This window comes from Paenibacillus beijingensis (genome assembly GCF_000961095.1).
GTDB lineage: Bacteria > Bacillota > Bacilli > Paenibacillales > Paenibacillaceae > Paenibacillus_O > Paenibacillus_O beijingensis.
In genome coordinates this window covers 267,614-292,902 of record NZ_CP011058.1, presented here as the reverse complement: position 1 = coordinate 292,902, position 25,289 = coordinate 267,614, and the positions used below count along the sequence as shown (strand labels likewise).

Genomic DNA, 25,289 nt, shown 5'->3' with positions numbered 1-25,289 from the left:
ATGTTTACTTTAGGATTAGAGCAAATTTCATTATTGGATTTCCGACAAATAATCGGCAAGCTGGTTCAAAGTGATAGTGAGGCCCTGAACCATGCCCATTTCCAATGTAGCCTTGAGGTCCTCGGCAGACCCGTAAGCGATGCGGATGGTAAGCTTCGTCTTGCCTTCGTCTTCGGAGAACATTATGGTGAAGAGCTGCTCCGGAATCCCGTCGACCGGGTTGCCGTCCTTATCAGCGAAGGTACTGACGTAAACGATTCGCTCCGGCCGGGTGATTTCGCGGTATTCGCTTCTGACCCAATGTTCATCCCCCTCGGGCGACCGCATACAGTAATGCCAGATGCCGCCCGGTCGAAGATCGATCCTGCAGACCGGAATCGTAAAACCAAACGGTCCCCACCAACGCGCTACATGCTCGGGCTCGGTAAATGCTTTGAACACGAGCTCGCGCGGCGAGTTGAAAAAGCGCTCCATCACGAAATCCCGGTCCCCCGAGCTTGTTGTAACACTTTCTGATACATCGTTCTCTGCCATTTCATGTCCTCCTTGTTTTGGGTTAGACGTTTGAAAAAGCGAACTTTCCTCCATTTGCTCCTTCTTTCATTAGGCGTCCAGATCTTTGAATCTTTGAATCTTTGGAGCGGTGGACTCCGCAAGAGCAGTCTATTTCAAATTCTTGGATTTAATATACCAATTGGAGTATATACTTGTCAAGGAATATAAAACCTTGAAGTTATGAAATATTAACGCAAACGCAGCCGGTTCTGCTTGCGTTTTTTTTGCATGGAGGAAGTCTCGATCTCGCAACCAGGTCATTGAAATAAATATTTATTTCGCTATTTGCTGATGGAGTGCGGGATTTCCATTATTCATGCCGATACGGAGATTGTGGTTCCCTTGCATACGGATGAAAACGCCAAACAAGTGATGTACACGCCGAACACGACGGTACTTTTGTTGAAACATATCAACTATAATGAAAAAAATCATTTGTGTGGTGACCAACACGTATCGCCCCGCGAACTGGTTTTTTAGCATCGACCTCTCAACCAATTCCGACCACTCGACCAAGTCTAAGCCTTCCGCGATTTTTCGATCCGTTCATAATTCATGCGCAATAGTTCGATTGCCTGTTTTACATCTTCAGTTGTCTTCAAATAAACCGAAACCCATCCCGAGTCGGGATAGATGTGATGGGGGGAGGCGAGCCCGGCTTCAACCACTCTGTCCCGAACAGGTTTGGTGAGCATCAGATCGACAAGATGATCCCCATGCAGATGTCCGATTTCCTTGCCGTCCAGAACAAATTCGTCACCGCCGAACCGGTGAGGCTGAACCGTTACTCCGGGCCACAAGAGCAGTTGTTCCATCAGAAAATCCCGTTTGGATTGTTTCATCCGTTTCACCCCCTCTCAATTGGAGTTCCCTGCGCGAGATGCGACGGTGCGTGATGACATTAATAGGAGATTTCGATGAGACTTTGATAAGAAGCGGGGTTGTTCAACAGGTCTACCATACAGTCGGCGAGATCCGCCCGCGAAATTCCTCGTAGACCTTTCGCCTTGGTCATCGGTCGATTGACGGCAATTCTGTATGTGCCCGTTCTCGAGCCGTTCGTTAATCTCGGAGGGCGGATGATCGTCCAATCAAGTGCGGATCGGCGAACGTTCTGTTCCATCCGCTCCATGTCTTCATAAAGATGTTTAAATAAGCGCCGAACAATCAATTGAATGATCAGACGCGGCATAAACCGCGTATCCGGAGGGATCTCGAGAGCGGAAGCCGATAAGCAAATGAGCCGGTGCACACCGGCGTTTCGCATGGCCCGGATCACATGGTCCGTACCTTCCGAATAAACGGTTGTCGGTTGTCGGTGATTGACGCCAAGTGCTGAAAGCACGGCATCTTTCCCAACCATGGCAGACTGGATTGTGGAAGGGGCGAACACATCCCCCCGTATGACAATCAGTCGTTCATGAAACATCTCAAACTTGTCGGGTTGTCGGACGACGGCGGTCACCTCATGGCCTGCGGCCAGCAGTAGCTCCACAGCTTGACGGCCGGTGCCGCCGGTAGCTCCGAAAACGATCAGTTTCATGGCGCACACTCCTGTGCAAGGATAGTTATCAGTAACTAACCTATGCGAAAAAATTATTTTTTTAACCCGTTGCAAAAAGCAGCGATAAATTGTTGAATGAATTGTTCTTTCGATTCGCGGATGAATTGTGTACCCCATAAGGCGGTTGAAGAAAAATAGCCATATAACGTCGTTAAGAAAGTCATCGCTTGCACGTTCGCATCGGAATGAACCATCTTCTTCTTATCCTGCATCGCAATAAAATAGGCTGCGATAAGCTGCTTCAATTGCATTGTATTTTCGGAAATAAATCCTGCCAGTTCAGGCATTGTTGTCCGTTCTTGAACCGCAATCAGAAAAATCGATTGATTATGATCCATCGAATCAAGATAAGACTCGGCAATCAGCCCAAGGTCTTGTTCCAAGTCCCAAACGATTCTTTCATCAAATAATTTCTTGAAGCTCGGAATATACGAGTATTTCGTAACGGCTGCTTCCAAAACCCCTTTTTTCGTTTCAAAATGACGGAAAACGGTCATTTCGCTGACTTGCGAGGCTTGAGCAATATCTTTGATCGTCACCGATTTGAACCCTTTTTCCTGCATTAAGCGAAGAGCTGCCAGAAGAATCCGGTCCGCGGTTCCCGCTGCTGCTTCCTCCATTATGACACCTCGTCTGCGTTGAATGATTGTTAGTGGTAACTAACATCAATATAGAACCGCTAGCCGCCAATGTCAACGTAATTCCGCTCTTGTAATAAGAAGTGAGTGACTAACGATAACGGAAGCGTGCATCAGTGGAAGCAACGAAAACTATAATTTATCCATTATGGATAAAATCCCTATTCACATTCTCTTTATTTGATAATCAATCATCTTAGTGCTATACTATTTCCTGTAACTAATGAATACATAGAGGAGGAGGTTATAGATCAACCGCAACGAAGTCGGAACGCTAAAAAAAGGGCTGGATATTTTCCATTTGCTTGTCGAGCAGCCGGGCTTGTCCACTCAGGAGATCATCGAAAAGCTGAAGCTGAATCAAAGCACCGCTTATCGTTTGGTGAGCACACTGGAGCAGAACCATTTCATTTCGAAAAACAAGCAGAATCGTTATGCAGTATCGGATATTCTGCTCTCCAAGCTTATGAACAAGAATCAGCAACGGCATGATTATTTCCTGTGGAGATCGGTTTCGTTTATGGATCGCTTAAGCAGCGAAACCGGGGAGACAACCTACATCGGCATGCTCCAAGGGACGGACGTGATGATAACACAGGCCGTTCAAGGAAAATATGCTACGCGGACCCATCATGAAATCGGAGATCGCCTTTCTCTTCATGCCGATGCGATCGGGAAATGTCTGTTAGCATTCCAAGACAAGAAAGAGCAGATCAGGATCATGGATCAATTATCTTTTGATCAAAAGACGGAGCATACGATTACGTCCCTGCAATTATTTCATGAGGAATTAGACCGTATCAAAACAAACGGTTATTCCTTGGACAACGAAGAGGGAGAAATCGGCGTCAGATGTATAGGTGCGCCGATTCGTAAAGGCGATCAAGTCATTGCGGCCATCGCGTTAACCGGCCCTTCGGTTCGAATGAGCAGAGAAAAGGACGCCTTTCATATTGAGCTTGTTACAGCGTGCGCTAGAGCGATTTCGGAAACACTTTGATCAAGGAGGAGAATAATAATATGAATTTTGTTACCTTGAATAACGGTTTGAAGATGCCACAGCTCGGGTTTGGCGTTTGGCAAGTAGAAGATGAACAAGCTGCTGCTGCGGTCGCAAAAGCGATTGAAGTGGGTTATACCTCGATTGATACAGCGATGATTTACAAGAATGAAATAGGTGTAGGCAAAGCGATTAAGCAGTCGTCCGTGCCTCGTGAGCAGCTGTTTATTACGACAAAAGTTTGGAACAGCGATCAGGGCTATGATAACACGTTGCGCGCATTTGACGAAAGTCTGGAGCGGCTCGGTCTCGATTATATCGATCTGTATTTGATCCACTGGCCGACTCCGCAATTCGATCAGTATGTCGATACTTACAAAGCATTGGAACGGCTTTATCAGGACGGCCGTGTCAAAGCGATCGGCGTATGCAACTTCGAGATTGAACATTTGGAACGTCTGTTTAACGAATGTGAAGTGAAGCCGGTATTAAACCAAATCGAGTGTCATCCATACCTTGCCCAGAATGAGCTCAAAGATTTCTGTGCCAAACATGACATTTTTGTGGAAGCGTGGAGTCCTCTCGATCAAGGCGGCGAAGTGCTGAAAGACGAAGTGATCGTAAAGATTGCCGAAGCACAAGGCAAAACGCCGGCTCAAGTCGTGCTTCGCTGGCATCTGCAAAACAACTCGATCGTCATCCCGAAATCGGTGACACCTTCGCGAATTGAAGAAAATTTCCAAGTTTTTGATTTCGAGTTGAGCGCGAATGAAATGGATGAAATCAACAAGCTGGATCGTAACCGCCGCAAAGGTCCGCATCCAAACGAATTGCACGTGCGGTGAAATTGAAAAAAAGATGCGCTCGACTGCTCGTCTTGCGCTTCAAGCAAAACAATAAATGTTGTTCGAGTCTTGGAAACGATTCTAAGCCTCGCCAGCCTGTTGAGTATCGTTAACTCAACAGGCTTTTCTTGCGTTGAGATCGTTTCAATAGGTGCATCTGATTTCCCGCTTCGGTATGGCAGGAAAAAGAAATCTTTTCAAAATTCTTTACCGATCGTTCTCAATATGATATGATCGTTTTGCCAGGAAGGAGGATGCAGGGAGCGTGGCTAGAAATAAAGAGTTTGATGTTGATACGGTGCTGCGGAAAGCAATGCACTTGTTTTGGAGTCAAGGTTATGAAAAAACATCCATGAAAGATCTGGTCGAAGCAATGGGTGTCCATAAACGAAGCATGTATGATACTTTTGGAGATAAGCATGCTTTATTTATGCAAGCATTGGAACGCTATGGCGAGATGGTGGGAGCTTCCATCGAAGCCCGCATTCAAGATTTGCCGTCCGCTAAACGAGCGATCCGGAGCATTTTTGAAATGGCAATCAGCGAGTCGGATGTTCGGCCGCAAGGATGCCTGATCGTGAATACGGCGTGTGAGCTGGCTTTACTGGACACGGAAGCGGCGGCGAAAGTCAATGAGGTTTTTGCCAAAACAGAGCGGCTCCTTTGCGAGCTGGTTGCACACGGGCAAAGAACGGGCGAAATTCCCGCACATTATGATGCAGCCAAGCTTTCCTATTATTTGTTCAATTCGTTAACGGGCTTGCGGGTTTTAGTGAAAACAACAGACAACAGAGAAAAGCTGGAAAGTATTGTCGACTTGACGTTGGCTATTTTGGATTAAAAAATTTTTTTACTAATTTGAGAACAATCGTTCTCAATATTAAGACATGAATCGAGCGAAAGGAGGCACGAAGCTATTATGCAAGCCACATCTGAAATCGAGATCAATAAAAAAAGAGAAAAAACGTTTAATGAAAAAGTAATCGTCCCGTTTTGGAGCTTGGCGGCGCTGCTGGTGGTCATGAATACGACGATGTTTAACGTTGCTCTTCCCAATGTTGCAAATGAGTTTTCGTTAACTCCGACGGTTGCATCTTGGATCGTGACGGCGTATTCCGTCGTTTTTGGAATCGCGACCATTACGTACAGCAGGCTGACCGATTATTTGCCCATCCGAAAAATGGTTCTGTTTGGTGCGCTTCTATTGGGAATCTCCTCGCTGCTCGGCTATTTTGCCCATCATTTTATTTTATTGCTAGCTGCCCGGATTTTACAGGCCGTCGGGGCTGCTTCCTTTCCGGGACTGGGCTATGTGCTCTTTTCCCGGTATATCCCGAGTGAGCGCAGAGGCAGCGCCATGGCCGCTATTGCTTCAGGCACATCGCTTGGATTTGGGTTAGGTCCTGTGATCGGGGGAGCTCTGACACAGTTTCTCGGATGGAATTATCTTTTTGTCCTGACAGGGTTGGTTTTGTTGACCATTCCATTCTTTCATCATTATGTGCCGCAAGAACAGAAAAAGTCCGTCCATTTCGATCTGCTCGGAAGCATTCTGGTGGCGGCAGGGATTACGGGTCTTTTGCTGTTCGTGACGACGTTCGCTCTTTGGGCGCTGTTCATGGGCCTTGCTGCTGCAGGGCTTCTGTGACGGCATATCCATCGAATTCGTTCGCCGTTTATCCATCCGGAATTGCTGCGGCAGAAAGGCTTCACCCCGCTGATTACGATTAGCTTCGCCGCGTATTTTATCAATTTCGCAACCTTGTTTTGCATGCCGATGATGCTTGCGCAAGTCTATCATTTAAGTCCGATGGAGATCGGATTGATTATTTTCCCGGGTGCCATCACGACTGCGTTCGCCTCTAAGAAAATAGGGAAAACGATCGACCGGTTTGGAAATACCGTTGTCACACGATGGGGAATCGGATTCCTGTTGCTTTCCGTTGTACTCTTTGCAGCCGTAGCCAATCTCTCCATATATGGCGTTCTCATCAGTTACTTTTTTATGAGTCTCGGATTTTCCGGTCTGACTGCCAGCAATTCCAATGAAATCTCGCAGTATCTTCCGAAACAACACTTGGGGGCTGGACTTGGTATGAATCAGCTGGCCAGCTTTTTCGGGGGCGCGTTTGGGGTAGGCGTGACGGGCATGCTGATCGTGCTGCAGCAAGGAGCGGATATGGCAGGGGCGTTTCAAAACATTTACTTTGGGCTATCCGTACTGCCCCTTCTATCCTTCATCTTGCTTAAGAAATATACCATTTGGCATCTGAAATCAATGAAAAAGGAGAACCGACGCGAATCTTCAATCCGCAGCGGCTGATCTGGGAACCGAACAAGGATGCCGGGAGATTATTGAGAAGTACCCGGACGTAGAAGAGCGGTTTATGAAGGAGAACCGGCCGACTTCCATTATTCAAAGGCTGTTCGTCCGGAAGAAATTGCCTATCTCGTCACCTTCTTAAGCAGTCCGCTTTCCTCAGCCATCAATGGTTCTGCGCTGCGAATCGACGGCGGATTAGTACGCAGTGTATTTTAACAGTTCATTGCAGCGCAATACCGTAAATCAAACCACGTCGTGAAGATGTGGTTTTTTTGTTTGTTAAAGAAACGGTAAGCAAATCTTATGATTTTCTTAAGCGAGCCTTCAATGGTTCATCAATTCGGCACGTTATGCTAAAGGCATTATGATGAACGAGGAGACGGGCGATTAATGAAAAAGCTGGCGACCGGCGTGAAAGATATCCGGATGGACTCCATGCTGACGAATGACGCTGTGAACGATCTGCGGAGTTATTGTTATTTTCTGACGAAATCTAAATGGGATAGCGAAGACTTGTTTCAGGAAACGCTGCTCAGATCCATGGTTTATGTTGTCAATTGGGAGCCGGCACGGGATGCCAAGCCTTTTCTGTTCCGGGTAGCCAAAAATTTATGGATCGACATTTGCCGCAGCAGGAAGAGAAGAAGCCGGTTAAGCTCGCAGGTTTTTCCATTGTATTACCGGGATAACGATTACGCCGAAGTGCGCCAATTGGTGGAATGGCTGGCCGAACGGCTGCCCCGGCGGAATATCGAAATGTGGCTGCTCGCCAAATACTTCAACTATACGATGCAGGAAATCGCGGATACGATGGATTGTACGATCCCAACCGTAAAAGCCCATCTTTTCCGCACGCGCAAATACCTCCATAGATTGAAGCAGGGAGAGGAGGTCAATATGAAGCTTAGCGGCTTCGCCCGTCTTGATACGGAGCTCTGGTCGCAGGCGATTATGCGGGATCTCCCGCCTTGTCTGTGAAAGAGCAGGCCACAAGCTTGTAGTTGGCTTCATCCCTATGTATATTAAAAATCAACGCAATGCTAACGAAGTGGTGTTGCTGCCGCAAAACTAAGCTAATGCTTACGAAGTGTTTTGCTTCGCAAAACTAAGCTTATGCTAACGAAGTGGTTTTGCTTACGCAAAACCTTTAGGAGGGGCCATATGTCCAGCGAGACGATCCTGATCGTCGATGACGAGAAAGAAATTTTAAAGCTGATGGAAATTTATTTGCGCAATGAAGGCTTTCAGCTGCTGCAGGCGTCGAACGGGCTTGAAGCGTTGGAGCAACTGAGCCGGAACGAAGTCGATCTGATCATTCTGGATGTGATGATGCCCAAGATGGACGGGCTTCAGGCTTGTATGAAGATCAGGGAAGATAACAACATTCCGATTATTATGCTGTCCGCCAAAACGCAGGATATCGATAAAATTGCCGGACTCAGCATCGGCGCCGACGATTACGTCTCCAAGCCGTTCAGTCCGCTTGTCCTCGTTGCCCGCGTCAAGTCCCAGCTTCGGCGCTACAAACGGTTGGGCGTGCAAAAGACAGAGCAGAGCGAGCAGGAGATCGTGATCGACGATCTTGTCATTAATACGGCAACCCATTCGGTGGAGGTGGACCGGCGGCAGGTCAAACTCACTCCCCGCGAATTCGCGATCCTGACGCTGCTGGCCATTAACCGGGGGATCGTTCTCAGTACGGAACGCATTTACGAAGCGGCTTGGAACGAGCCTTATATGGAATCGAAAAATACCGTTATGGTTCATATCCGTAAAATTCGCGAAAAAGTCGAAAAGGATCCGCAGAATCCCAAATTCATTAAGACGGTTTGGGGAATCGGGTACAAAATGGAGGCCTTATGAGCGATGCCTTCAATGTGATTTGGGATATCGGAATACGGTTTCTGTACAGATTCGGATCGTGGTTGTATTATAACAACGTATTTTTGATGCTCCTGCTCCTTGGCGGCTTGTTAATAGGTGTACGCCTTTTTTTCCGCTTTCGCGGCCGAGCGCATGCCAGGTCCGAAAGCTTCGGCACGGACCGGATGGGAGGCTGGCTGTATAGGACCATCCGCTGGAAATTTATTTTTGCCTTTGCGGGCAGCATTGCGATTACCCTCTCCATTCTCTTTTTCTTACTGTTCGTCGGCCCCATTCTGAAAAGAATAGAGCCTATCCGGGATTTGCTCGTGTTGCTCTTAAGTTCCATCGGCGTCGAGCCGGTTCTGCTTATCAGTGGCTGCGTGCTCTTTCTGGTTTTATTTTTCCTGTTAAGCAACCAGATGATACGGTATTTGAAGGAGATTACGGACGGGCTGCAGCATATCGCGCACGGGAATTTGGACTATGAGATTCCGGTCAGATCATCCGACGAACTGGGCGAAGTGGCATATAATATTAACCAGATGAGCCGAAGATTGAGCGCCTCGATCGAAGAGGAACGCCTTGCCGAGAAAACGAAGAACGATTTGATTACCGGGGTATCGCACGATCTTCGCACTCCTTTAACGTCGATCCTTGGTTTTCTGGAGCTGATCGAGAATGACAGGTACAAGGACGAGGTCGAGCTGCGGTATTACGTCGGTATTGCTTATGAGAAATCGATCGCTCTGAAGAAGCTGATCGACGATCTATTCGACTTCACGCGCCTGAACAACGGCATGCCGATCGAGAAATTCAAGCTCGACCTGGACGCGTTCTTCCGGCAGCTGCTGGAGGAATTTGTTCCGAGCCTGGAAGCTGCAGGTATGGCCGGCCGTATCCAATCGGACTATCAGCCGCTTCATATTATGGCTGACGGCGACCGTCTAGTCCGCGCCTTCGAGAATTTGATCACGAATGCGATTCTTTACGGAGGGGACGGACATTTTGTCGATATCCGCCTGCGTGCGGAGAACGGGTTTGCAGTGGTAGAGGTCGTCAACTACGGCGAGCCGATCCCCGAGAAGGACCTGCCTTATTTGTTCGATCGGTTCTATCGGGTCGAGCAGTCCCGGTCGAAGCAAACGGGGGGCACGGGCCTTGGGCTTGCGATCGTCAAGAGCATCGTCGATTTGCACGACGGTTTCATCACGGTCCGAAGCGGACATCGGGAGACGGTGTTCGAGACCCGCTTCCCGCTGGCGATTGAGAGCTTCTCAGCAGCCGGTTACCATTCTTAATTGAGGCACAGCTTACCTTACCTAAAGGAGGCTGTGTTTTTTTGTCGACTAAATCTTAAGAAACGATAAGCAAAAGTTATGATTTTGCTAAGCCCGTCTTCATTGCTTCATAATTTCGGCCCGTTATCCTAGAGTCATCACGATGAACAAGGAGACTGGTTATTGATGAAAAAGCTTACGATCGGCGTGTTGTTTGGCGGCTGTTCAACGGAGCATGAGGTGTCTTTATCCTCTTCGGCAGCTGTTTTGAATCATTTGAATTTGAATCGAGAAAAGTATGACATCGTCATGATCGGCATTACGAGAGACGGACAGTGGTATCGATATGAGGGCGAGGTTGACCGTATCCAGGAGGACAGTTGGAGCTTGCACCCAAGCTGCACCCCCGTTCTTCTTTCGCCCAACCGGGCGATGAAAGGGCTGATCGAGCTGGTCGGGACGGAGTACCGGTTCACTCCACTAGATGCCGTGTTCCCCGTACTGCACGGCAAAAACGGGGAAGACGGCACGATGCAGGGACTGCTGGAGCTGTCGGGTATTCCGTTCGTAGGCTGCGATACGTTGTCTTCCGCGATCTGCATGGATAAGGCAATTGCCAAAACGTTGGTCGCAGCGGCGGGTATCGGCGTTCCTCCTTTTATAACGGTAACGGCGGGAGATCCGGTGTTCGAGACCGTTGCCGCGGCGGAGAAGCTGGGGTTTCCGCTTTACGTTAAGCCTGCGAAGTCCGGCTCCTCGATCGGCATCACCAAAGTCTATAACAAGCAGGAGCTGATGGCAGGGATCGAGGCCGCACATCTGCACGACAGCAAGGTCGTGATCGAGCGGCATGTCGACGGCTTTGAGCTTGGCTGCGCGGTGCTGGGGAACACGCCGTACCTTGTAATGGGGGAAATGGACGAGATCGAGCTTGCGGGCGAGTTCTTCGACCATGAGGAGAAATATTCGTTAAGCACCGCCTCCATTCATCTTCCGGCGCGAATTGATCCGAACAAGGCAAAAGAAGCAACAGAAATGGCGCTCCGGATCTATCGGGCATTAGGCTGCAGCGGTCTGGCACGAGTCGATCTGTTTCTGACAAAGGACGGAACGCTGCTGTTCAACGAGGTGAACACGATTCCCGGTTTCACGGCGAAAAGCAGATATCCGAGCATGATGCGGGAGGCGGGGATGAACTTCCCCGAGCTGTTGGACCGGTTAGTGGCAGCGGCCGTTCAGGAGGTGCGGGCATGACGGAATGGACCTATTGGGGTGAAGCGCCGATAGCGGCGGATTATGAGGCTGTTCCGATTGAGCGGGGGCGGCTGTACGACGGAAATCTCATCCTTGTCAACCGCGAGCATCCCGTGAGACGGCCAGCACGGAATATCGTCGCTGTACCTGCCGGCATTCTTCAGATTGAATCGCGCGAGGAACCGCTCATCTCGCTGCAGAGTACCTGCCTGCTGCAGCTGACCGCCCTGCTTGAAGCCTGCGGGGGTAAAGAGGCGATAGCGGTCGTCAGCGGTTATCGCTCGAAGGAAGCGCAGGAACGTCTTTATGAGGAGTCCTTACAGAACAATGGCGCGGCTTTTACGGCAAGCTACGTGGCGCTTCCGGGAGCAAGCGAGCACCAAACAGGGCTGGCAGTAGACGTGGGGCTTTATGAAGGCAACATGGATTACATCCGGCCGTCCTTTCCCGATCACGGCGCCGCCGCAGACTTCAAGCGGCTTGCGGCGGAATACGGCTTTATCCAGCGGTACCAGGAAAGTAAATCGCAAATTACGGGCATCGCAAACGAACCGTGGCATTTCCGTTATGTCGGTTATCCGCATTCGGGGATTATGGAAAGAGAAGGGTTGTGCCTCGAAGAATATACAGCTTATATCAAGGAGCATGCGTGGAGTAAATCACATCTATACGTCAAGCGTCATGAGGCGCTGGTTGAGATCTATTATGTCGCCGCGGAGGAAGACGTTACAGCTGTGCGGGTGCCGAGAGCGTGCGACGGCTGGCAGCTGTCCGGTAACAATGAGGACGGTTATGTTGTCACCGCATTTAACAAGGCAGGGCGTGCCGTCTATGGCTAAGATTAGCCATGGAGAGGTGGATCGCTTCAAGCTGATCGCCGCCATTTTAGTCATTGCCATACATACCGGACCGTTCATCTCTTACAGCCCAAGCGCGGATTTTATTTTGACCGGCATCGTTGCACGGCTTGCGGTTCCGTTCTTTTTTATGGCATCGGGCTACTTTTTCTTCGGCAGGATGAAGGGAGAGAAGGCGCAGGAGCGGGCGGCATTGAAGCGATTCATGCTCCGCATCGGTTTGCTGTACGGGGCGGGCTTTCTGATGTACCTGCCGCTGAACGTTTATGCCGGGCATTTCAACGAACCGTGGAGTATTGCCTCATTAGCGAAAGACATTGTGTTCGACGGCACGTTTTATCACTTGTGGTATCTTCCGGCTCTTATGACAGGCACTTGCATCGTCTATTGGCTGCGCGCCAAGACAACGGACCGCTATGTGCTGGTTGTGGCAAGCGTACTGTATGTCTTCGCGCTGCTCGGAGACAGCTATTACGGGCTTGCCGCTCAAATCGGCTTCCTCTCTTCCTTTTACGATCATCTATTCGAATGGTTCGATTATACCAGGGGCGGCATCGGCTTCGCTCCCCTGTACATTGCCTTGGGAGCTTCGGCCGCCAACCGCGACGAAAAGTCCCGATCCGGCAATTGGTATGCGGCTGCATTTTTGGTCTCGATGGGGCTGCTGCTGGCTGAAGGGATTGTGCTGCACGAGGCAGGTTATCCCCGGCACGACAGCATGTATATCGCTTTGGTTCCGGCCGTTTACGCCCTGTTTCGCCTGCTGCTTACGTGGGGAGGCCGCGAGCGACGGTTTATGAGACAAGCAAGCACCTGGGTTTATATGCTTCACCCGCTTGCCATCGTCCTCATTCGCGGCATTGCCAAGCTGACCGGACTTGAGCCTGTCTTGGTCAAAGACAGCCTCGTTCACTTCCTTGCCGTTACAGCTTTGTCGATGCTTCTATCGTCTGCGGTCGTTTTCCTGGCCGGGATAAGGAGAACTAAGGTTGCCAACAAGATTCCCGGCACGGATCGGGCATGGGCGGAGATCAACCTGGAGCATTTGGATCATAATTTACGGGAACTGAAGAACGCGCTGCCGCCCAGCACGCAAATCATGGCCGTTGTCAAAGCAGAGGCTTACGGCCATGGTAGCATTCGAATTGCGAAGCGGCTTTACAGGGCGGGCGTACGCTGCTTCGCGGTTGCGGAGATCGACGAAGGGATAAAGCTTCGCCGGAAGGGTGTCCGCGGAGAAATTCTCATCCTCGGCTATACGCCCACGCATCGTCTTGGCGATGTTGTCCGCTTCAGGCTTACGCAGACGGCCGTCAGCGCCAATGATGCAGAGCGGCTTCAAGCATTCGGCAAGAAAATAAAGGTTCATATTAAAATCGATACCGGTATGAACCGGCTCGGCGAGCCGTACGACGATACGGAGCGGGTGCTGTCCATGTACCGGCACAGCCGGCTGAAAGTAACCGGCACCTTCAGTCATCTGGCGGCGGCGGACAGCCTGGAGCAGGAGGATGTCGCCTTCACCCGAATGCAAATCGAGCGGTTCGAAAGCATTGTCAGGCAAGTTCGTGCCGTGGGCTTCCGTCCCGGCATGGTTCATCTTCAAAGCAGCTACGGCATTCTGAACTATTCCGAGCTTAACCTTGATGTGGCGCGGCCCGGCATTGCACTTTACGGTCTGCTGTCCAGCGAGTGCGACCGGATTCGCGCAGACGTCGACCTTCGCCCGGTTTTAACGCTGAAGGCGAGGGTGACGAGGGTGAACGGCGTTCGCGCGGGCGAATCCGTCGGCTATGGCAGAAGCTTCACCGCACCGCTCGACTGCAAGGTGGCGACGGTATCGATCGGTTATGCCGACGGCATTCCAAGGGAGCTGCCGGAAAGAGGCGGCTGCGTGCTCATTCATGGTCAGCGGGCGAGAATCGTCGGCAAAATGTGCATGGACCAGATGATGGTGGACGTAACGGATATTAACGATGTCCGCCAGGGCGATCCGGTAACGCTGATCGGACAAGACGGCGAAAACCGGATTACGGCCGGGGAAATCGCCGAAATGGCCGGCACAATTACGAACGAAGTGGTTAGCGCCCTCGGGGCGCGGGTTTCGCGAATTTTTATTTAAGAACAACACGATCGCCATCTATCTATTTTTTGACGATTGATCGAGCAAGTCCTAAACAGGACACAAAAGGAACTCAGTTCCGCTGGTAAACCCCTTCTTATATTTGGCGATCATTTTATTGACGGGGCCGCCCATACTTCTCCAATTTTATAGGTACTTTTAAGTTCCTACGGTACAAAAAAGTACGTACTTTTCATTATATTTGATATATCCCATAATAACATTTGTCGGCTGGATACAAACAATAAAGCAAAGTTAAGAGGTGATAATATGGGTACTGCGTTTTTGAACGAAAAGTTGGCAATGATCGCAGAAGAGGAAGAAACGCTGCAGTTCGCTTCTTTTACGAACGAAGATGCTCTTCAATTAGGGTTATCGATTATTGAAATGGCCGATAAAGCAGGGAAGCGAATCGCCGTAGACATCACGAAAAACGGGGTGCAGCTGTTCCATTTTAAGATGACAGGAACATCTGAAGATAACAGCAATTGGATTCAGCGGAAAAATCGTGTCGTTGCCCTGCATGATCACAGCTCCTATTATTTGCAAGTCCAGAGCGAGCTGAATGGGGTACCTTACCACGAAAGCTATCTGCTCGATCGTTTTAAATACGCTGCATTTGGCGGAGCTTTTCCCATTAAAGTAAAAGGCGCCGGAATAATCGGGACGGTGACGGTATCGGGATTAACCCCGGAAGAAGATCATGAGCTCGTTACAAAAGCGATTCGCACTTTTATTAGCAAACCGCTTTAATATCAGGATACCCGGCAATGTTAATCCATATGGTTCTCATTATCTGAATGGATTATTGATTATATAAACAACAATATAATTGGAGGAACACATAATGGCTAAAAACTTGCAAGATACAACAACGCTGCAAAATGGAGTGAAAATGCCTTGGTTTGGTCTGGGCGTATTTAAAGTGGAGGAAGGTCCTGAACTTGAGAACGCGGTAAAAGTGGCGATCAAACACGGATATCGCAGCATTGATACGGCAGCGATCTACGGAAACGAAGAGGGAGTCGGACGCGGGATCCGCGAAGGACTGGAAGAAGCCGGAATTTCCAGAGAAGAGCTTTTCGTAACATCGAAAGTATGGAATGCCGATTTGGGATACGAGTCCACGATCGCCGCTTATGAAACGAGCTTGAAAAAACTCGGTCTGGATTACCTGGATCTGTATTTGATTCACTGGCCGGTTGAAGGGAAATACAAGGAAGCTTGGAGAGCGCTGGAAACTCTTTATAAAGAAGGCCGCGTAAAAGCGATCGGGGTAAGCAACTTCCACGTCCATCATCTTCAAACACTTCTGCACGATGCCGAAATTAAACCGATGGTGAACCAAGTGGAGTTCCATCCTCGTCTGGCCCAACACGAAGTGCGCGCTTTCTGCAAGGAGCAGGGCATTCAATTTGAAGCATGGTCTCCGCTCATGCAAGGCGAACTGCTCGATAATTCGGACTTGAAAGAAATTGCCGATAAATACGGCAAATCGATTGCCCAAGTTATTTTGCGCTGGGATTTGCAAAACGGTGTTGTCACCATTCCGAAATCGACCAAAGAGCATCGGATCGTTGAAAATGCGGCTGTGTTTGATTTTGAGCTGACAAAAGAAGATATGGAGAAGATTGACGGGCTGAATCAAAACCATCGTGTCGGTCCGGACCCGGACAACTTTGATTTCTAATAAATGAAAGACGAACGGGCTGTTTCGAAAGGTCATTGGCCTTTTGAAACAGCCCTTTGTGCTGTTGCCGAAGCGTTATTCCGGCATGTTGCCGGCGTTTGGATCAGGAACAAAGTTCGTCTTGAAATCATCATACTTCACTTCCGCTACCATACCCGCGGCAGCGTGGTGCAGATCGTGGCAGTGGAACATCCAGTTTCCTTCGTTATCCGCTTTAAAGGCGACAACATATTCTTCCCCCGGTTTGAGGTTGAGTGTATCCTTTATGACGGGAGAGCCTTCAAGCGGCTTGCCGTTTTTGCTCAGCACCTGGAAGAAGTGACCGTGCAGATGCATCGGATGGTCGTCCATCGGGGAATTGTTGACCATGCGCACTTTTACGGTGTCTCCCTTCTTCACGTTAACGGGCGGGATATCCGGGAAGATGCTGCCGTTAATGGTGTAGACCATGCTGCCGTTTTTCATTGCGGTATTCAACTCCAGATCGTACGACTTCGAATACGTTTGATCCAGGGTAAACATAGCTGCGCTTGCTTCGCCGTAGCGGGTAATATCAAGCAAGGGCAACGAATCGGAGACGTCCGGTTTGTCTGTACCGGCGCTTGCTCCTTCGTATCCAATAACCGCCTTCAGTCCTTGTCCGGCTTTGCCGCCGCTATGATCCTCGATGAGCCATTGCCCAGGGTTATCCGCTACAAACTCAAGATCGTAACGCTCGCCGGGAGCGATATTGACCAACGTATCTTTCAAAACGGCAGGGTTGTTGAACGGCTGACCGTCCGATGTAACTACTTTGAATTCATGGCCGTGCAGATGGATTTGATGACTTAAAAACCCGGCGTTAATGAGACGGATGCGTACTTTTTCCCCTTTTTTAACCGGAAGCTGCTCCACCGCAGAACCGGATTTGCCGTTAATGGTGAACAGATCGTACATACTCATATCATGCCCCATATTCATACCGGCTTCGTTTGATGCCCCATGGCCGCCATGTCCGCTGCTTGTATCTCCCATATCGGAGCTGCCGCTCGTATTTGAACCGCTCATATTCATCGTGCCGTGGTCCATACCGGCCATATTCTCGCCTTTATCTCCCGTTCCGGCGCTTACCCACTCATCAAGCATAAGGGTATAGTCGCGATCCGGCTTGTCCCCGTCTTTCGCTTCTACAACGAAGGACCCGTACAGTCCGCGGTCCGTCTGATTAGCGCTGTCTTGATGGGAATGATACCAGTACGTGCCCGGGGCTTCCGCTTTGAACGTATAAGTAAAAGTCTCTCCAGGCTGAACCGCATTCTGGGTTACACCAGGGATGCCGTCCATTGCATTCGGAACCGGAACTCCATGCCAATGGATCGATGTCGGCGCAGGCAGCTCATTTTTCAAGTTAATGGTAACGGTATTCCCTTGCTTGACGCGAATTTGTGGGCCGGGAACAGAGTTATTGAACGTCCATACCGGCAGCGTAATGCCGGGAGCAAGCTCCTGCTTGCTGACCTGGGCGGTGAGATTGAAGGCGGTGCCGGTTAATCTTTCAGTGGAACCGGTATTCGTTGCATTGTTTGATCCGGTTTCCATATTATGGCCCATGCTTGAGTGATCCATGCCGGAATGCCCCTTGCCGCCGGAACCGGAGCAACCTGCAAACAGAAGGGCTGCAGCCGCGATGACGGCCGCGCTTTTCAGTGTAGTAGCGTTCCTCATTCTTATTACCTCCTGCGCTATCTGCGTGAACAGCTCAATCGTACCTTAACAGGAGAATATGTAGAAGTTGTGAGCAGCGCGGGAAGGCGAGACGATGTTAACAGATTTGTCACTTTCGTGACTTGCGGATGCGGTGAAAAAGGTTTCCCTTCATTCAGAGTACCGAATGTTTCGGAAAGCGAACGTAGACGGTTGTTCCATCGCCGCTTTCGATCCATACGGCGCCGTCATGGGCTTCCACAAGCTTCTTGACTACGGCAAGCCCAATTCCCCCTCCTCCAGACTTGCGGTTTCGTGACTTGTCCACCCGGTAAAATCGTTCAAACAGCAACGGCAGTTCGGTTGATGGAATGCCGATTCCCGTATCTTGAACGGCGATCAGAACGGAAGCCTCCTCATCCTTTGCCTGTATATGGACACTCTTTCCTGCAGGAGTGAATGTAAGGGCATTGCTCAAAATATTAACCATTATCTGGATGAACCGGTCGCGATCCGCATACATATAAAGGGATTCGTCCGCGCGAAAGGTGAGATGGACGCCCTTTTCCATAAATGCGGCCGTCATAATATCCGCACTCTGCCGAATAAGGGCAGAAACGTTTTCTGTTTTTTTGTTCAGCTGAAAATGGGGGGAGTCCATGCCGGACAGCTGTTCAAGATCGGCCACGAGCGCAATCAGACGCTCAATTTCTTCATAGCAGGCGCTCAGGCGGTCAGGAGTCGGCTCCCATACGTTGTCCAGCAACGCCAACATATGGCTTTTGAGAGTGGCCAGCGGTGTTCGGAGCTCATGCGCAATGTCCTGCGTCATTGTGATTCGCAGCTTTTCTTGTCTTTGCAGCTGCTCTGCGAGATGGTTCAGCGCTTTCCCGAGATCGGACAACTCGTTCCTTCCGGCGATAAAGATCCGGTTATCCAGCTTCCCTTGCGTCATGAGCTCCGCCGCTACTTTCATTTGCTCAAGCGGAGCCGAAACCCGCTTCGCAATGTATAGACTGATCAGAATAATTAGCGCCACAGCTCCTACTAACGTCCATAGCATCGACTGGAACACCGCCTGCTCCAAATGGTGCATCAGCCCCGGCATGCTGTCCCGACCGTCTGAGGTCTGGGCTGCGAACAGCGCGAAATGATCGTGAACCAGAGCGAATAGGCTGATAATGGAAATGAGCAGAATGCTGGATGCTACGCCGATTAGCAGAAACGACAGGCGAAGACTTATGCGGCTCATAATGCACCGCCGATAAATTTGTATCCGACTCCGTAGACGGTTGTAATAAAACGCGGCTGCTTCGGGTCCGGCTCGATTTTTTGACGTAAATTTTTGACGTGCTGGTCGATGGAGCGAACGTCGCCTTCAAAATCGAATCCGAGCACTTTCGCAACCAGCTCCTCCCGGTTGAATTGACGCTGCGGGTGGCGAGCGAGCAGGAGCAGCAATTTATATTCGCTCTGGGTCAAGTTGACGGGTTCCCCTTGTACAAATACTTCGCTGCGGACGGAGTCGATAATGAGCTCGTCATTACGGAATGAAATGCGGTCGGCGAGCAGGTGCTGATTGTCGGTTCTCCGCAAAATGGCCCGTACGCGCGCGACAAGCTCCCGAGGATCGAAAGGTTTCAGCAAATAATCATCCGCACCGATGCTAAGACCGTGAATCCGGTTATCTTCGCTGACTTTAGCTGTGAGCATCAAAATCGGCAGTGAGGAGAACTGCCGGATTTGCTTGCATACCTGCTCACCGGACATATCGGGAAGCATTAAATCGAGAATAATCAGGTCAAGCGCTTTGAACTGAACAATGTGAAGCGCCTTTTCTCCCGTATCCGCCTCCAGTGTACGGAATCCGTCTTTTTGCAAATAAGAAGCTACGACATCGCGAATTTTGTCTTCATCGTCGACAACAAGAATCGTTTTGTTCATCATATCCGCCTTTCAAGCCAGTAGATAAGTGCATCATGTAACATTACTTGAAGAAAAAGATGCTTTTTTTGTAGCGATAATTATACTATAGCGCATAACACCTTTACAGGTACGCCGATCGGTAGGGTCTAGCGCAACAAATAAAGCTTTAGCAGCGGCTGCAAATGCAGCGAAAACGATGCAAGGGCAGGAAATGAGAAAAAGAGATCCGTATCTTCCAATAGGGATCTCTTTCTTTTGATTACTTCATAAACAACCGCACAATATAAAAAATGAACGACAACACAACGCTCACCACAATGCAGGTCACGATCGGAAAGTAAACCTTGAAGTTCCCCTTCTCATAAGCAATGTCGCCTGGAAGGCGTCCAAGGTTGAAAAATTTCCCTCCAACCATCCAGATCACCCCGATGACGATCAGAACGATCCCCGCCCCAATGAGCAGCTTCGGAAAAGAATTCATTCGCATCACCCTATATAATTATAGGTCAAAAATCGAATCCAAGTACAGTCTACGCGCGTAATTAGTCTTCCGGTGTCCGGTCCAGATATAATCGCGTCACCTCCGTATAATCTCCGCGTTGTTTTTCTTCTTCTGTTGCCTCTTCCTCCAGTGAATTATGGGTATCCGTACCGGGGGCAATCGTCGGTTCATCGTTTTGTTTTCTTTGTTTCGGCAATGTTATCGCTCCTTTCTTTCATGCCGTTAGTATTGCTTATTGAACAAATATCCATTCGTACATAAAGTTACCGATCCTGGAACCGCTGGCCCGTGCGGTTGCTCGCTCCAATGTGCACAAATAATACGATTAATCTTTATGCAATATATATATGTCATATTAACTTACATAAAAATATACTGGAGCTAGCCTATCGGTTCTCTTAAAGCGGCCAACAAGGAGGAAGGGAATTGTATAACTGGATTGGAAAATCGGTAGCAAGAAAAGAAGATTATCCTTTGCTCACGGGAAAAGGGAAGTTTGTCGCCGATCTGAAAGCGGATCATATGCTGCACGCTTGTTTTTTGCGGAGTCCCTATGCCCATGCCCATATTCGTTCCATCGATACCGGCAAAGCGGTTCAAATGGCCGGAGTTTACGGTGTTTGGACATCGGAGGACTTAAAGGAGCTGGGTGAAATTGAGCCGCTGGCCATGCTGCCCTTATCATTGCGGGAGAAAGTGTCGCTGAAACGCAGGGAATGGACGCAGCCTGCGCTCGCGAAAGGGAAAGTCCGGTTTGTCGGTGAACCGGTGGCGGTTTTGCTAGCGGAAAGCCGCCATATCGCCGAAGATGCGGCTGAATTGATCGAAGTGAACTATGAGGTTTTGGAGTCTGTTACATCGTCCGAGCAAGCTTTGCGTTCGGATACGAGATTGTTCGAAGATTGGCCCGACAATGTGCAGGCGCAGTTCGAAGTCGAAACCGGCAATTACCGTGAGTTTTTCGAAATTGCAAGCGTCGTTGTGGAAAGAACTTATGAAATGAAGCGGTCGACAGGCGTGCCGATGGAATGCAGAGGGGTATTTTCGGAGCTCGACCCGCATACCGGCCAACTGTTAGTAACGTCATCAACCCAGGTTCCCCATTTTGTCCGCGATAATTTAGTCGCAGCGTTCGGATGTCCGGTGGAACAAATCCGTGTCGTTGCTCCTGATGTCGGGGGTGGATTCGGGATTAAAGGCAATGTGTATCCTGAAGAGCTGGTCATCCCTTTCTTAACATGGAAATTGAAGGTTCCCATCAAATGGGTGGAGGACCGGATGGAACATATGAAAACGGGGAGCCACGCACGCGACCAAATTCACCGGATCCGGGCCGCGTTCAGCAAAGACGGCATGCTGCTGGCCGTTGACGACGAATATCATGTGGACAGCGGAGCGTACAACCTATGGGAAACGTGCGTATCGTACAATTCGGCCGCCCATCTGCTAGGACCCTACCGATGTTTGTCCTACCACAATAAAGGATACGCAGTGCTGACCAACAAATCTCCATCGGCTCCTTATCGGGGGGCCGGGCGGCCGGAGGCTGTATTTGCCATGGAGCGTCTCTTGGATGAAGCGGCTGAGCTTCTGTCGATGGACCGTATGGAAATCAGAAGAAGAAATTTAATACATGCGTCGGAGATGCCTTACATTGCCGGCATTTATTACCGTGATGGGAAACCGGTCGTTTACGACTCCGGCGATTTCGCGTCCAGCTTCGAACGGCTGCTGGAGGCGGTCGACTATAAGCAATTCAAGGAAGATCAGCTGGCACTTAGGCGGAATAACCGATACATCGGACTCGGCTTGGCCTGTTTTGTGGAAGGCACCGGCATCGGACCGTTCGAAGGGGCGGTTGTCGGGATCGAACCGGACGGGGTCATTCGGGTTGCCACGGGAGCGGCAACGCAGGGTCAGAGTCATTATACGGTTTTTGCACAAATTTGCGCCGAAGCGATGGAGCTGGATCTGGACCGGATTCAAATTCGCGAAGGGGATACGCAGCTAATCGCAAAAGGGATCGGAACGTTCGCTAGCCGGAGCGCTGTTGTTGCCGGCAGCGCAATCTTCGAGGCGAGCAAACAATTCAAAGAGAAGCTGCTCGCGTATACGGCCAAATGCTTCGATATGTCCCGTGAAGATTTGGTTTACGATGAAGGAACGATCCGTCATACCGTGGACGATGCGGTCAGATGGTCGCTCCCCGATCTGGCCCGTTACGCTTTTGAGAATGGAGATGCGGCGGATTTGGAAGTGGAGCACTACTTTTATCCGGAAACCGTCACGTATGCTAACGGCGTTCACGCCGCGATTGTGGAAGTGGATATCCATACGGGGCAGGTCAATGTGCAAAAATATTACGTTGTTCACGACTGCGGGGTGGAGATCAATCCGCAAGTCGTCAAAGGACAATTGTTTGGCGGACTTTTGCAGGGGCTTGGCGGCGCCTTGTTCGAGGAGCTTGCTTATGAGCATGACGGCCGATTGGGGAGCGGCACGCTCAAAGAGTATTTGCTTCCCAACGTCTATCATATGCCGGAAGTGGAGATCATTCATGCCGAAAACAGGTCCATCCGGAACGAATTGGGGATTAAAGGAACGGGCGAAGGGGGGGCTATTTGTCCTCCGGCCGCTGTTGCCAACGCGGTGGCGAATGCGCTTGAGCCGTTCGGTGTTCAAATCCGCGAAGTTCCGGTGATGCCGGAACGGATCAAACGGTTGATCAATGAGAGCAAGACGCCGGAGTATCGGTATATATAAATAAAAAAGATGTACAACAGTAAAATTTTGAAACACGATCTGACGTCTTCTTGATTAGTTTAAAAAAATGCAGATGGAGGTACTTTTAATGGACAAGATGCAAACGAACAGAGGTTTGGGACGGCATTCGATTTCGTTGTTCGCAAAACGGTTTCGTTCTCAACGAAGGGCCACGAAGATTTGGCTGTTTGTGACATTGCTGCTGGTGAGCCTTATCGCGGCCGGATGTCAAGCGAAACCGGCCAATCCGGCAAGCGGTGAAAGCGGCGGGAGCGGGGCGGCTGGCGGAGGTGAAGGGGATACTCTGAAACAGGTCATGGCAAAGAAGCTCGTTGTGACGGGAAACGAACCGGACTTTTTTCCTTTTCAATATGTAGAGAATGGAGAAAACAAAGGATATGGCGTCGATCTGCTAGCTTACGTAGCGAAGGATATGGGAATTGAGTATAGACAGATTTTGCTGCCATGGGACGGCGTACTGCCAGGACTGGAATCCAAAAAATTTGATTTTATTTCCGATGTGCTCCTTATGACACCTGAACGTCTCGAGAAATATCTCTTTACTTCACCGATAGCCGATGGCAGCGTCGCAGTATTGGTGAGAAAAGATAACAAAGATATTCAATCTCCCGCGGATATGGCGGGGAAGGTCGTTGGAGCTCTACGAGGTTCTGCCATGATGAAGATTTTGAAAGATTATAACACAACCGAGCTGAATGGAGGTGTTAAGGAAATCAAGGAGTTTGTCGGATATCCGGAAGCGTATGAAGATCTCAAGAACGGAAGAATCGATGCTGTCGCTAACACAATGCCGAATCTTCAAGCCCTTGTCATGAAATTCCCGGATCAATATAAAATCGTGGATAAAATCGGTCCCAAAGTGTATTTGGGGTGGGCGTTCCGCAAGGAAGACAAAGCACTGAGGGACAGGGTGGAGCAATCCATCACCAAAGCCAAAGAAGACGGAACGATTGCAAAATTACTGGAAAAATACTTTGCTGAGTCTTATGATCTGCCAAAGGATGTGCCGAACTAACGGGCCGAAGGTGAACGTAAATGATGGAATTTATACCGCAGTTGCTTAAAGGAGCCGTCGTATCCCTGGAGTTGACGGTATTGGGCGTTCTCGCCGGTTGGCTCTTGGGGCTATTCATTTGCTTATTGAAAATTTCTTCCAACCGTGTGATCTCCGGCTTTGCCCGAGGGTATATCGCATTGCTGCGCGGCCTGCCGTTTCTCGTTCTTTGTATGTTTATATATTACGGCTCACCCATTCTTCTCGGGTTCGATATTCCTCCATTTCTGAGCGGGGTGACGGCCTTAGCGGTTACTACTTCGGCTTTCAGTGCCGAAATCATCCGCGGCGGCATAATGGGTATAGCCAAAGGACAAAAGGAGGCGGCGGAATCACTCGGTTTCAACTCCTGGCAGACGATGCGGCACATCGTACTTCCGCAGTCGCTTTTATCCGTTTTGCCGCAGTTGACCAATGAATTCAGTATTGTATTGAAGAACTCCTCTCTGGTCATGGTGATCTCGTTGACGGAGCTCACATTTACCGCAAGTCAAATTGTCGGAGTCTATTTCAATCCGACAGAAATCTACCTGGCCACTGCGCTTCTCTATTTCATCATGACGTTTTCCATTTCTACTCTGGCACGCTATATCGAGCGCCGCAAGGTTAATGTATTCCGCTGAATGTTCGAACGCTGCACGCTCGATGTCCGTTGATATTGGGAGGTGAAAGAGCTTGGTTGAACTCTTGCCCTATGCCGATGATTTTCTGAAAGGCTTCTACACGACCGTTGTAATTAATGTACTTGCAGGCATCCTCTCTATTTTGGTCGGGTTCTCTGCGGCGTTAATCGCATTATCCAGATTTGCGGTGCCGCGACTCATCGTTCGGTTGTACATCGAGTTTATGCGCGGCATTCCAATACTGATCTTATTGTTTATCATCTACTTCGTGGGTCCCAAGGCCGGGTTTGTTCTGAACAGTTTTACGACGGGAGTGATTGGCCTCGGGCTTTATAACGGAGCCTACGTGGCTGAAATTATCCGGGCGAATTTGTTGACGATTCCGAAAGGTCAAGCAGAAGCGTGTTCGGCTTTGGGCATACCGAAACGCTATCAATTCATTCGCATCCTGTTGCCGCAATTGTTGGTCTCTTCGATTCCCTCGTTAACTAATCAATTTATTATGATGTTAAAAAATTCTACGGTCGTTTCCATCATAACGGTAGGCGACCTGCTGGCGATCGCGAAAATGGTAGTGTCGGAAAGCTTCAGTTATATCGCTCCGTTCTTTATTATTTCGATTGTCTATTGGGTACTTGCCTATCTGTTATCCCTCGTGGGTAATAGACTCGAAAACCGTTTATCAGCCCATTTGAAATAGACGGCTGATAACGCGTGTGCGGCCAT

Annotated in this window: 27 protein-coding genes and 1 pseudogene; 19 read left to right on the top strand and 9 right to left on the bottom strand. The window is 49.6% G+C overall.

Translation table 11 applies throughout. The features are described from left to right. Nucleotides 1–30 precede the first annotated feature (30 nt). Complete coding sequence (locus tag VN24_RS01375) at nucleotides 31–534, bottom strand: SRPBCC family protein (RefSeq protein WP_045668954.1); 504 nt, start codon at nucleotides 532–534, stop codon at nucleotides 31–33. A 306-nt stretch (nucleotides 535–840) separates the two neighbouring features. On the opposite strand from VN24_RS01375, the gene VN24_RS28650 reads away from it, so the two are divergent. After that, nucleotides 841–1,035: a hypothetical protein gene (locus tag VN24_RS28650; RefSeq protein WP_420798591.1), complete on the top strand. Its 195-nt coding sequence runs from the start codon at nucleotides 841–843 to the stop codon at nucleotides 1,033–1,035. Nucleotides 1,036–1,073: 38 nt separating this feature from the next. Here VN24_RS28650 and VN24_RS01365 read toward each other — a convergent pair whose 3' ends face one another. Genes VN24_RS01365 through VN24_RS01355 form a run of 3 tightly spaced genes read right to left on the bottom strand, consistent with a single transcriptional unit; the run spans nucleotide 1,074 to nucleotide 2,739 of the window. Beyond that, nucleotides 1,074–1,397, bottom strand: a complete 324-nt coding sequence (locus VN24_RS01365) for a luciferase domain-containing protein (protein WP_045668952.1) — start codon at nucleotides 1,395–1,397, stop codon at nucleotides 1,074–1,076. A gap of 59 nt (nucleotides 1,398–1,456) precedes the next feature. Continuing rightward, on the bottom strand, nucleotides 1,457–2,098 hold the full coding sequence (locus tag VN24_RS01360; RefSeq protein WP_045668951.1) for an NAD(P)-dependent oxidoreductase: 642 nt from the start codon (nucleotides 2,096–2,098) through the stop codon (nucleotides 1,457–1,459). A 53-nt stretch (nucleotides 2,099–2,151) separates the two neighbouring features. Continuing rightward, nucleotides 2,152–2,739: a TetR/AcrR family transcriptional regulator gene (locus VN24_RS01355; RefSeq protein WP_045668950.1), complete on the bottom strand. Its 588-nt coding sequence runs from the start codon at nucleotides 2,737–2,739 to the stop codon at nucleotides 2,152–2,154. 268 nt (nucleotides 2,740–3,007) lie between these two features. Between VN24_RS01355 and VN24_RS01350 the strand changes: the two genes are divergently transcribed. The 14 genes and pseudogenes from VN24_RS01350 (at nucleotide 3,008) to VN24_RS01295 (ending at nucleotide 15,991) form a co-directional block, all read left to right on the top strand. Then, nucleotides 3,008–3,757 carry an IclR family transcriptional regulator gene (locus tag VN24_RS01350; protein WP_045668949.1) on the top strand — a complete coding sequence of 250 codons (750 nt, stop codon included), beginning with the start codon at nucleotides 3,008–3,010 and terminating at the stop codon, nucleotides 3,755–3,757. Between the two features lie 20 nt (nucleotides 3,758–3,777). Further along, a complete protein-coding gene (locus tag VN24_RS01345) occupies nucleotides 3,778–4,602 on the top strand; it encodes an aldo/keto reductase (RefSeq protein ID WP_045668948.1) in 825 nt (274 codons plus the stop codon). A gap of 265 nt (nucleotides 4,603–4,867) precedes the next feature. Next, entirely contained in the window at nucleotides 4,868–5,443 is a 576-nt protein-coding gene (locus VN24_RS01340; RefSeq protein ID WP_045668947.1) for a TetR/AcrR family transcriptional regulator, read from the top strand. 78 nt (nucleotides 5,444–5,521) lie between these two features. Further along, nucleotides 5,522–6,250 (top strand): MFS transporter, encoded by a 729-nt coding sequence (locus VN24_RS27240; RefSeq protein WP_148505178.1) that lies wholly within the window; start codon nucleotides 5,522–5,524, stop codon nucleotides 6,248–6,250. 42 nt (nucleotides 6,251–6,292) lie between these two features. Further along, nucleotides 6,293–6,925 carry an MFS transporter gene (locus VN24_RS27235; protein ID WP_158453631.1) on the top strand — a complete coding sequence of 211 codons (633 nt, stop codon included), beginning with the start codon at nucleotides 6,293–6,295 and terminating at the stop codon, nucleotides 6,923–6,925. 46 nt (nucleotides 6,926–6,971) lie between these two features. Further along, nucleotides 6,972–7,141: pseudogene (locus tag VN24_RS26720) on the top strand (SDR family oxidoreductase); the annotation flags it as partial. A gap of 174 nt (nucleotides 7,142–7,315) precedes the next feature. Next, nucleotides 7,316–7,903: an RNA polymerase sigma factor gene (locus VN24_RS01330; protein ID WP_045668946.1), complete on the top strand. Its 588-nt coding sequence runs from the start codon at nucleotides 7,316–7,318 to the stop codon at nucleotides 7,901–7,903. A gap of 183 nt (nucleotides 7,904–8,086) precedes the next feature. Then, on the top strand, nucleotides 8,087–8,788 hold the full coding sequence (locus VN24_RS01325; protein ID WP_045668945.1) for a response regulator transcription factor: 702 nt from the start codon (nucleotides 8,087–8,089) through the stop codon (nucleotides 8,786–8,788). Between the two features lie 185 nt (nucleotides 8,789–8,973). After that, nucleotides 8,974–10,089: a sensor histidine kinase gene (locus VN24_RS01320; protein WP_045672854.1), complete on the top strand. Its 1,116-nt coding sequence runs from the start codon at nucleotides 8,974–8,976 to the stop codon at nucleotides 10,087–10,089. 165 nt (nucleotides 10,090–10,254) lie between these two features. Next, complete coding sequence (gene vanG, locus VN24_RS01315; protein WP_045668944.1) at nucleotides 10,255–11,322, top strand: D-alanine--D-serine ligase VanG; 1,068 nt, start codon at nucleotides 10,255–10,257, stop codon at nucleotides 11,320–11,322. Then, entirely contained in the window at nucleotides 11,319–12,161 is an 843-nt protein-coding gene (locus VN24_RS01310; protein WP_052702728.1) for a D-alanyl-D-alanine carboxypeptidase family protein, read from the top strand. The genes vanG and VN24_RS01310 overlap by 4 nt, the downstream gene beginning before the upstream one ends. Beyond that, nucleotides 12,154–14,301, top strand: a complete 2,148-nt coding sequence (vanT, locus tag VN24_RS01305; protein ID WP_045668943.1) for a serine racemase VanT catalytic subunit — start codon at nucleotides 12,154–12,156, stop codon at nucleotides 14,299–14,301. The genes VN24_RS01310 and vanT overlap by 8 nt, the downstream gene beginning before the upstream one ends. A 270-nt stretch (nucleotides 14,302–14,571) precedes the next feature. Continuing rightward, on the top strand, nucleotides 14,572–15,054 hold the full coding sequence (locus tag VN24_RS01300) for a heme-degrading domain-containing protein (protein WP_045668942.1): 483 nt from the start codon (nucleotides 14,572–14,574) through the stop codon (nucleotides 15,052–15,054). 94 nt (nucleotides 15,055–15,148) lie between these two features. After that, nucleotides 15,149–15,991, top strand: a complete 843-nt coding sequence (locus tag VN24_RS01295; protein ID WP_045668941.1) for an aldo/keto reductase — start codon at nucleotides 15,149–15,151, stop codon at nucleotides 15,989–15,991. Between the two features lie 75 nt (nucleotides 15,992–16,066). Here VN24_RS01295 and VN24_RS01290 read toward each other — a convergent pair whose 3' ends face one another. The 5 genes from VN24_RS01290 to VN24_RS27785 form a co-directional block, all read right to left on the bottom strand. Beyond that, nucleotides 16,067–17,695 (bottom strand): multicopper oxidase family protein, encoded by a 1,629-nt coding sequence (locus VN24_RS01290; RefSeq protein WP_045668940.1) that lies wholly within the window; start codon nucleotides 17,693–17,695, stop codon nucleotides 16,067–16,069. 154 nt (nucleotides 17,696–17,849) lie between these two features. Then, nucleotides 17,850–18,926: a sensor histidine kinase gene (locus tag VN24_RS01285; RefSeq protein ID WP_045668939.1), complete on the bottom strand. Its 1,077-nt coding sequence runs from the start codon at nucleotides 18,924–18,926 to the stop codon at nucleotides 17,850–17,852. Then, nucleotides 18,923–19,618 (bottom strand): response regulator transcription factor, encoded by a 696-nt coding sequence (locus tag VN24_RS01280; RefSeq protein WP_045668938.1) that lies wholly within the window; start codon nucleotides 19,616–19,618, stop codon nucleotides 18,923–18,925. The genes VN24_RS01285 and VN24_RS01280 overlap by 4 nt, the downstream gene beginning before the upstream one ends. Nucleotides 19,619–19,859: 241 nt before the next feature. Continuing rightward, nucleotides 19,860–20,081, bottom strand: a complete 222-nt coding sequence (locus VN24_RS01275) for a DUF2905 domain-containing protein (protein WP_045668937.1) — start codon at nucleotides 20,079–20,081, stop codon at nucleotides 19,860–19,862. 61 nt (nucleotides 20,082–20,142) lie between these two features. Continuing rightward, on the bottom strand, nucleotides 20,143–20,298 hold the full coding sequence (locus VN24_RS27785) for a hypothetical protein (protein WP_169751039.1): 156 nt from the start codon (nucleotides 20,296–20,298) through the stop codon (nucleotides 20,143–20,145). Between the two features lie 230 nt (nucleotides 20,299–20,528). Between VN24_RS27785 and VN24_RS01270 the strand changes: the two genes are divergently transcribed. The 4 genes from VN24_RS01270 to VN24_RS01255 all read left to right on the top strand — a co-directional run bounded on the left by VN24_RS01270 (nucleotide 20,529) and on the right by VN24_RS01255 (nucleotide 25,263). Continuing rightward, nucleotides 20,529–22,865 carry a xanthine dehydrogenase family protein molybdopterin-binding subunit gene (locus tag VN24_RS01270; RefSeq protein ID WP_045668936.1) on the top strand — a complete coding sequence of 779 codons (2,337 nt, stop codon included), beginning with the start codon at nucleotides 20,529–20,531 and terminating at the stop codon, nucleotides 22,863–22,865. Between the two features lie 316 nt (nucleotides 22,866–23,181). Next, complete coding sequence (locus VN24_RS01265; RefSeq protein WP_052703163.1) at nucleotides 23,182–23,901, top strand: transporter substrate-binding domain-containing protein; 720 nt, start codon at nucleotides 23,182–23,184, stop codon at nucleotides 23,899–23,901. A 23-nt stretch (nucleotides 23,902–23,924) separates the two neighbouring features. Next, a complete protein-coding gene (locus tag VN24_RS01260) occupies nucleotides 23,925–24,563 on the top strand; it encodes an amino acid ABC transporter permease (RefSeq protein WP_045672851.1) in 639 nt (212 codons plus the stop codon). Nucleotides 24,564–24,615: 52 nt separating this feature from the next. Continuing rightward, nucleotides 24,616–25,263, top strand: a complete 648-nt coding sequence (locus tag VN24_RS01255; RefSeq protein ID WP_045668935.1) for an amino acid ABC transporter permease — start codon at nucleotides 24,616–24,618, stop codon at nucleotides 25,261–25,263. Nucleotides 25,264–25,289: the final 26 nt, after the last annotated feature.

Excerpts from the sequence above, each read along its gene's own strand:
- VN24_RS01375 (WP_045668954.1), bottom strand. The coding sequence starts at position 534 with ATGGCAGAGAACGATGTATCAGAAAGTGTTACAACAAGCTCGGGGGAC.
- VN24_RS01365 (WP_045668952.1), bottom strand. The coding sequence starts at position 1,397 with ATGAAACAATCCAAACGGGATTTTCTGATGGAACAACTGCTCTTGTGG.
- VN24_RS01360 (WP_045668951.1), bottom strand. The coding sequence starts at position 2,098 with ATGAAACTGATCGTTTTCGGAGCTACCGGCGGCACCGGCCGTCAAGCT.
- VN24_RS01355 (WP_045668950.1), bottom strand. The coding sequence starts at position 2,739 with ATGGAGGAAGCAGCAGCGGGAACCGCGGACCGGATTCTTCTGGCAGCT.
- VN24_RS01345 (WP_045668948.1), top strand. The coding sequence starts at position 3,778 with ATGAATTTTGTTACCTTGAATAACGGTTTGAAGATGCCACAGCTCGGG.
- VN24_RS27240 (WP_148505178.1), top strand. The coding sequence starts at position 5,522 with ATGCAAGCCACATCTGAAATCGAGATCAATAAAAAAAGAGAAAAAACG.
- VN24_RS01330 (WP_045668946.1), top strand. The coding sequence starts at position 7,316 with ATGAAAAAGCTGGCGACCGGCGTGAAAGATATCCGGATGGACTCCATG.
- VN24_RS01325 (WP_045668945.1), top strand. The coding sequence starts at position 8,087 with ATGTCCAGCGAGACGATCCTGATCGTCGATGACGAGAAAGAAATTTTA.
- VN24_RS01320 (WP_045672854.1), top strand. The coding sequence starts at position 8,974 with ATGGGAGGCTGGCTGTATAGGACCATCCGCTGGAAATTTATTTTTGCC.
- vanG (WP_045668944.1), top strand. The coding sequence starts at position 10,255 with ATGAAAAAGCTTACGATCGGCGTGTTGTTTGGCGGCTGTTCAACGGAG.
- VN24_RS01310 (WP_052702728.1), top strand. The coding sequence starts at position 11,319 with ATGACGGAATGGACCTATTGGGGTGAAGCGCCGATAGCGGCGGATTAT.
- vanT (WP_045668943.1), top strand. The coding sequence starts at position 12,154 with ATGGCTAAGATTAGCCATGGAGAGGTGGATCGCTTCAAGCTGATCGCC.
- VN24_RS01300 (WP_045668942.1), top strand. The coding sequence starts at position 14,572 with ATGGGTACTGCGTTTTTGAACGAAAAGTTGGCAATGATCGCAGAAGAG.
- VN24_RS01295 (WP_045668941.1), top strand. The coding sequence starts at position 15,149 with ATGGCTAAAAACTTGCAAGATACAACAACGCTGCAAAATGGAGTGAAA.
- VN24_RS01290 (WP_045668940.1), bottom strand. The coding sequence starts at position 17,695 with ATGAGGAACGCTACTACACTGAAAAGCGCGGCCGTCATCGCGGCTGCA.
- VN24_RS01285 (WP_045668939.1), bottom strand. The coding sequence starts at position 18,926 with ATGAGCCGCATAAGTCTTCGCCTGTCGTTTCTGCTAATCGGCGTAGCA.
- VN24_RS01280 (WP_045668938.1), bottom strand. The coding sequence starts at position 19,618 with ATGAACAAAACGATTCTTGTTGTCGACGATGAAGACAAAATTCGCGAT.
- VN24_RS01275 (WP_045668937.1), bottom strand. The coding sequence starts at position 20,081 with ATGAATTCTTTTCCGAAGCTGCTCATTGGGGCGGGGATCGTTCTGATC.
- VN24_RS01265 (WP_052703163.1), top strand. The coding sequence starts at position 23,182 with ATGGCAAAGAAGCTCGTTGTGACGGGAAACGAACCGGACTTTTTTCCT.
- VN24_RS01260 (WP_045672851.1), top strand. The coding sequence starts at position 23,925 with ATGGAATTTATACCGCAGTTGCTTAAAGGAGCCGTCGTATCCCTGGAG.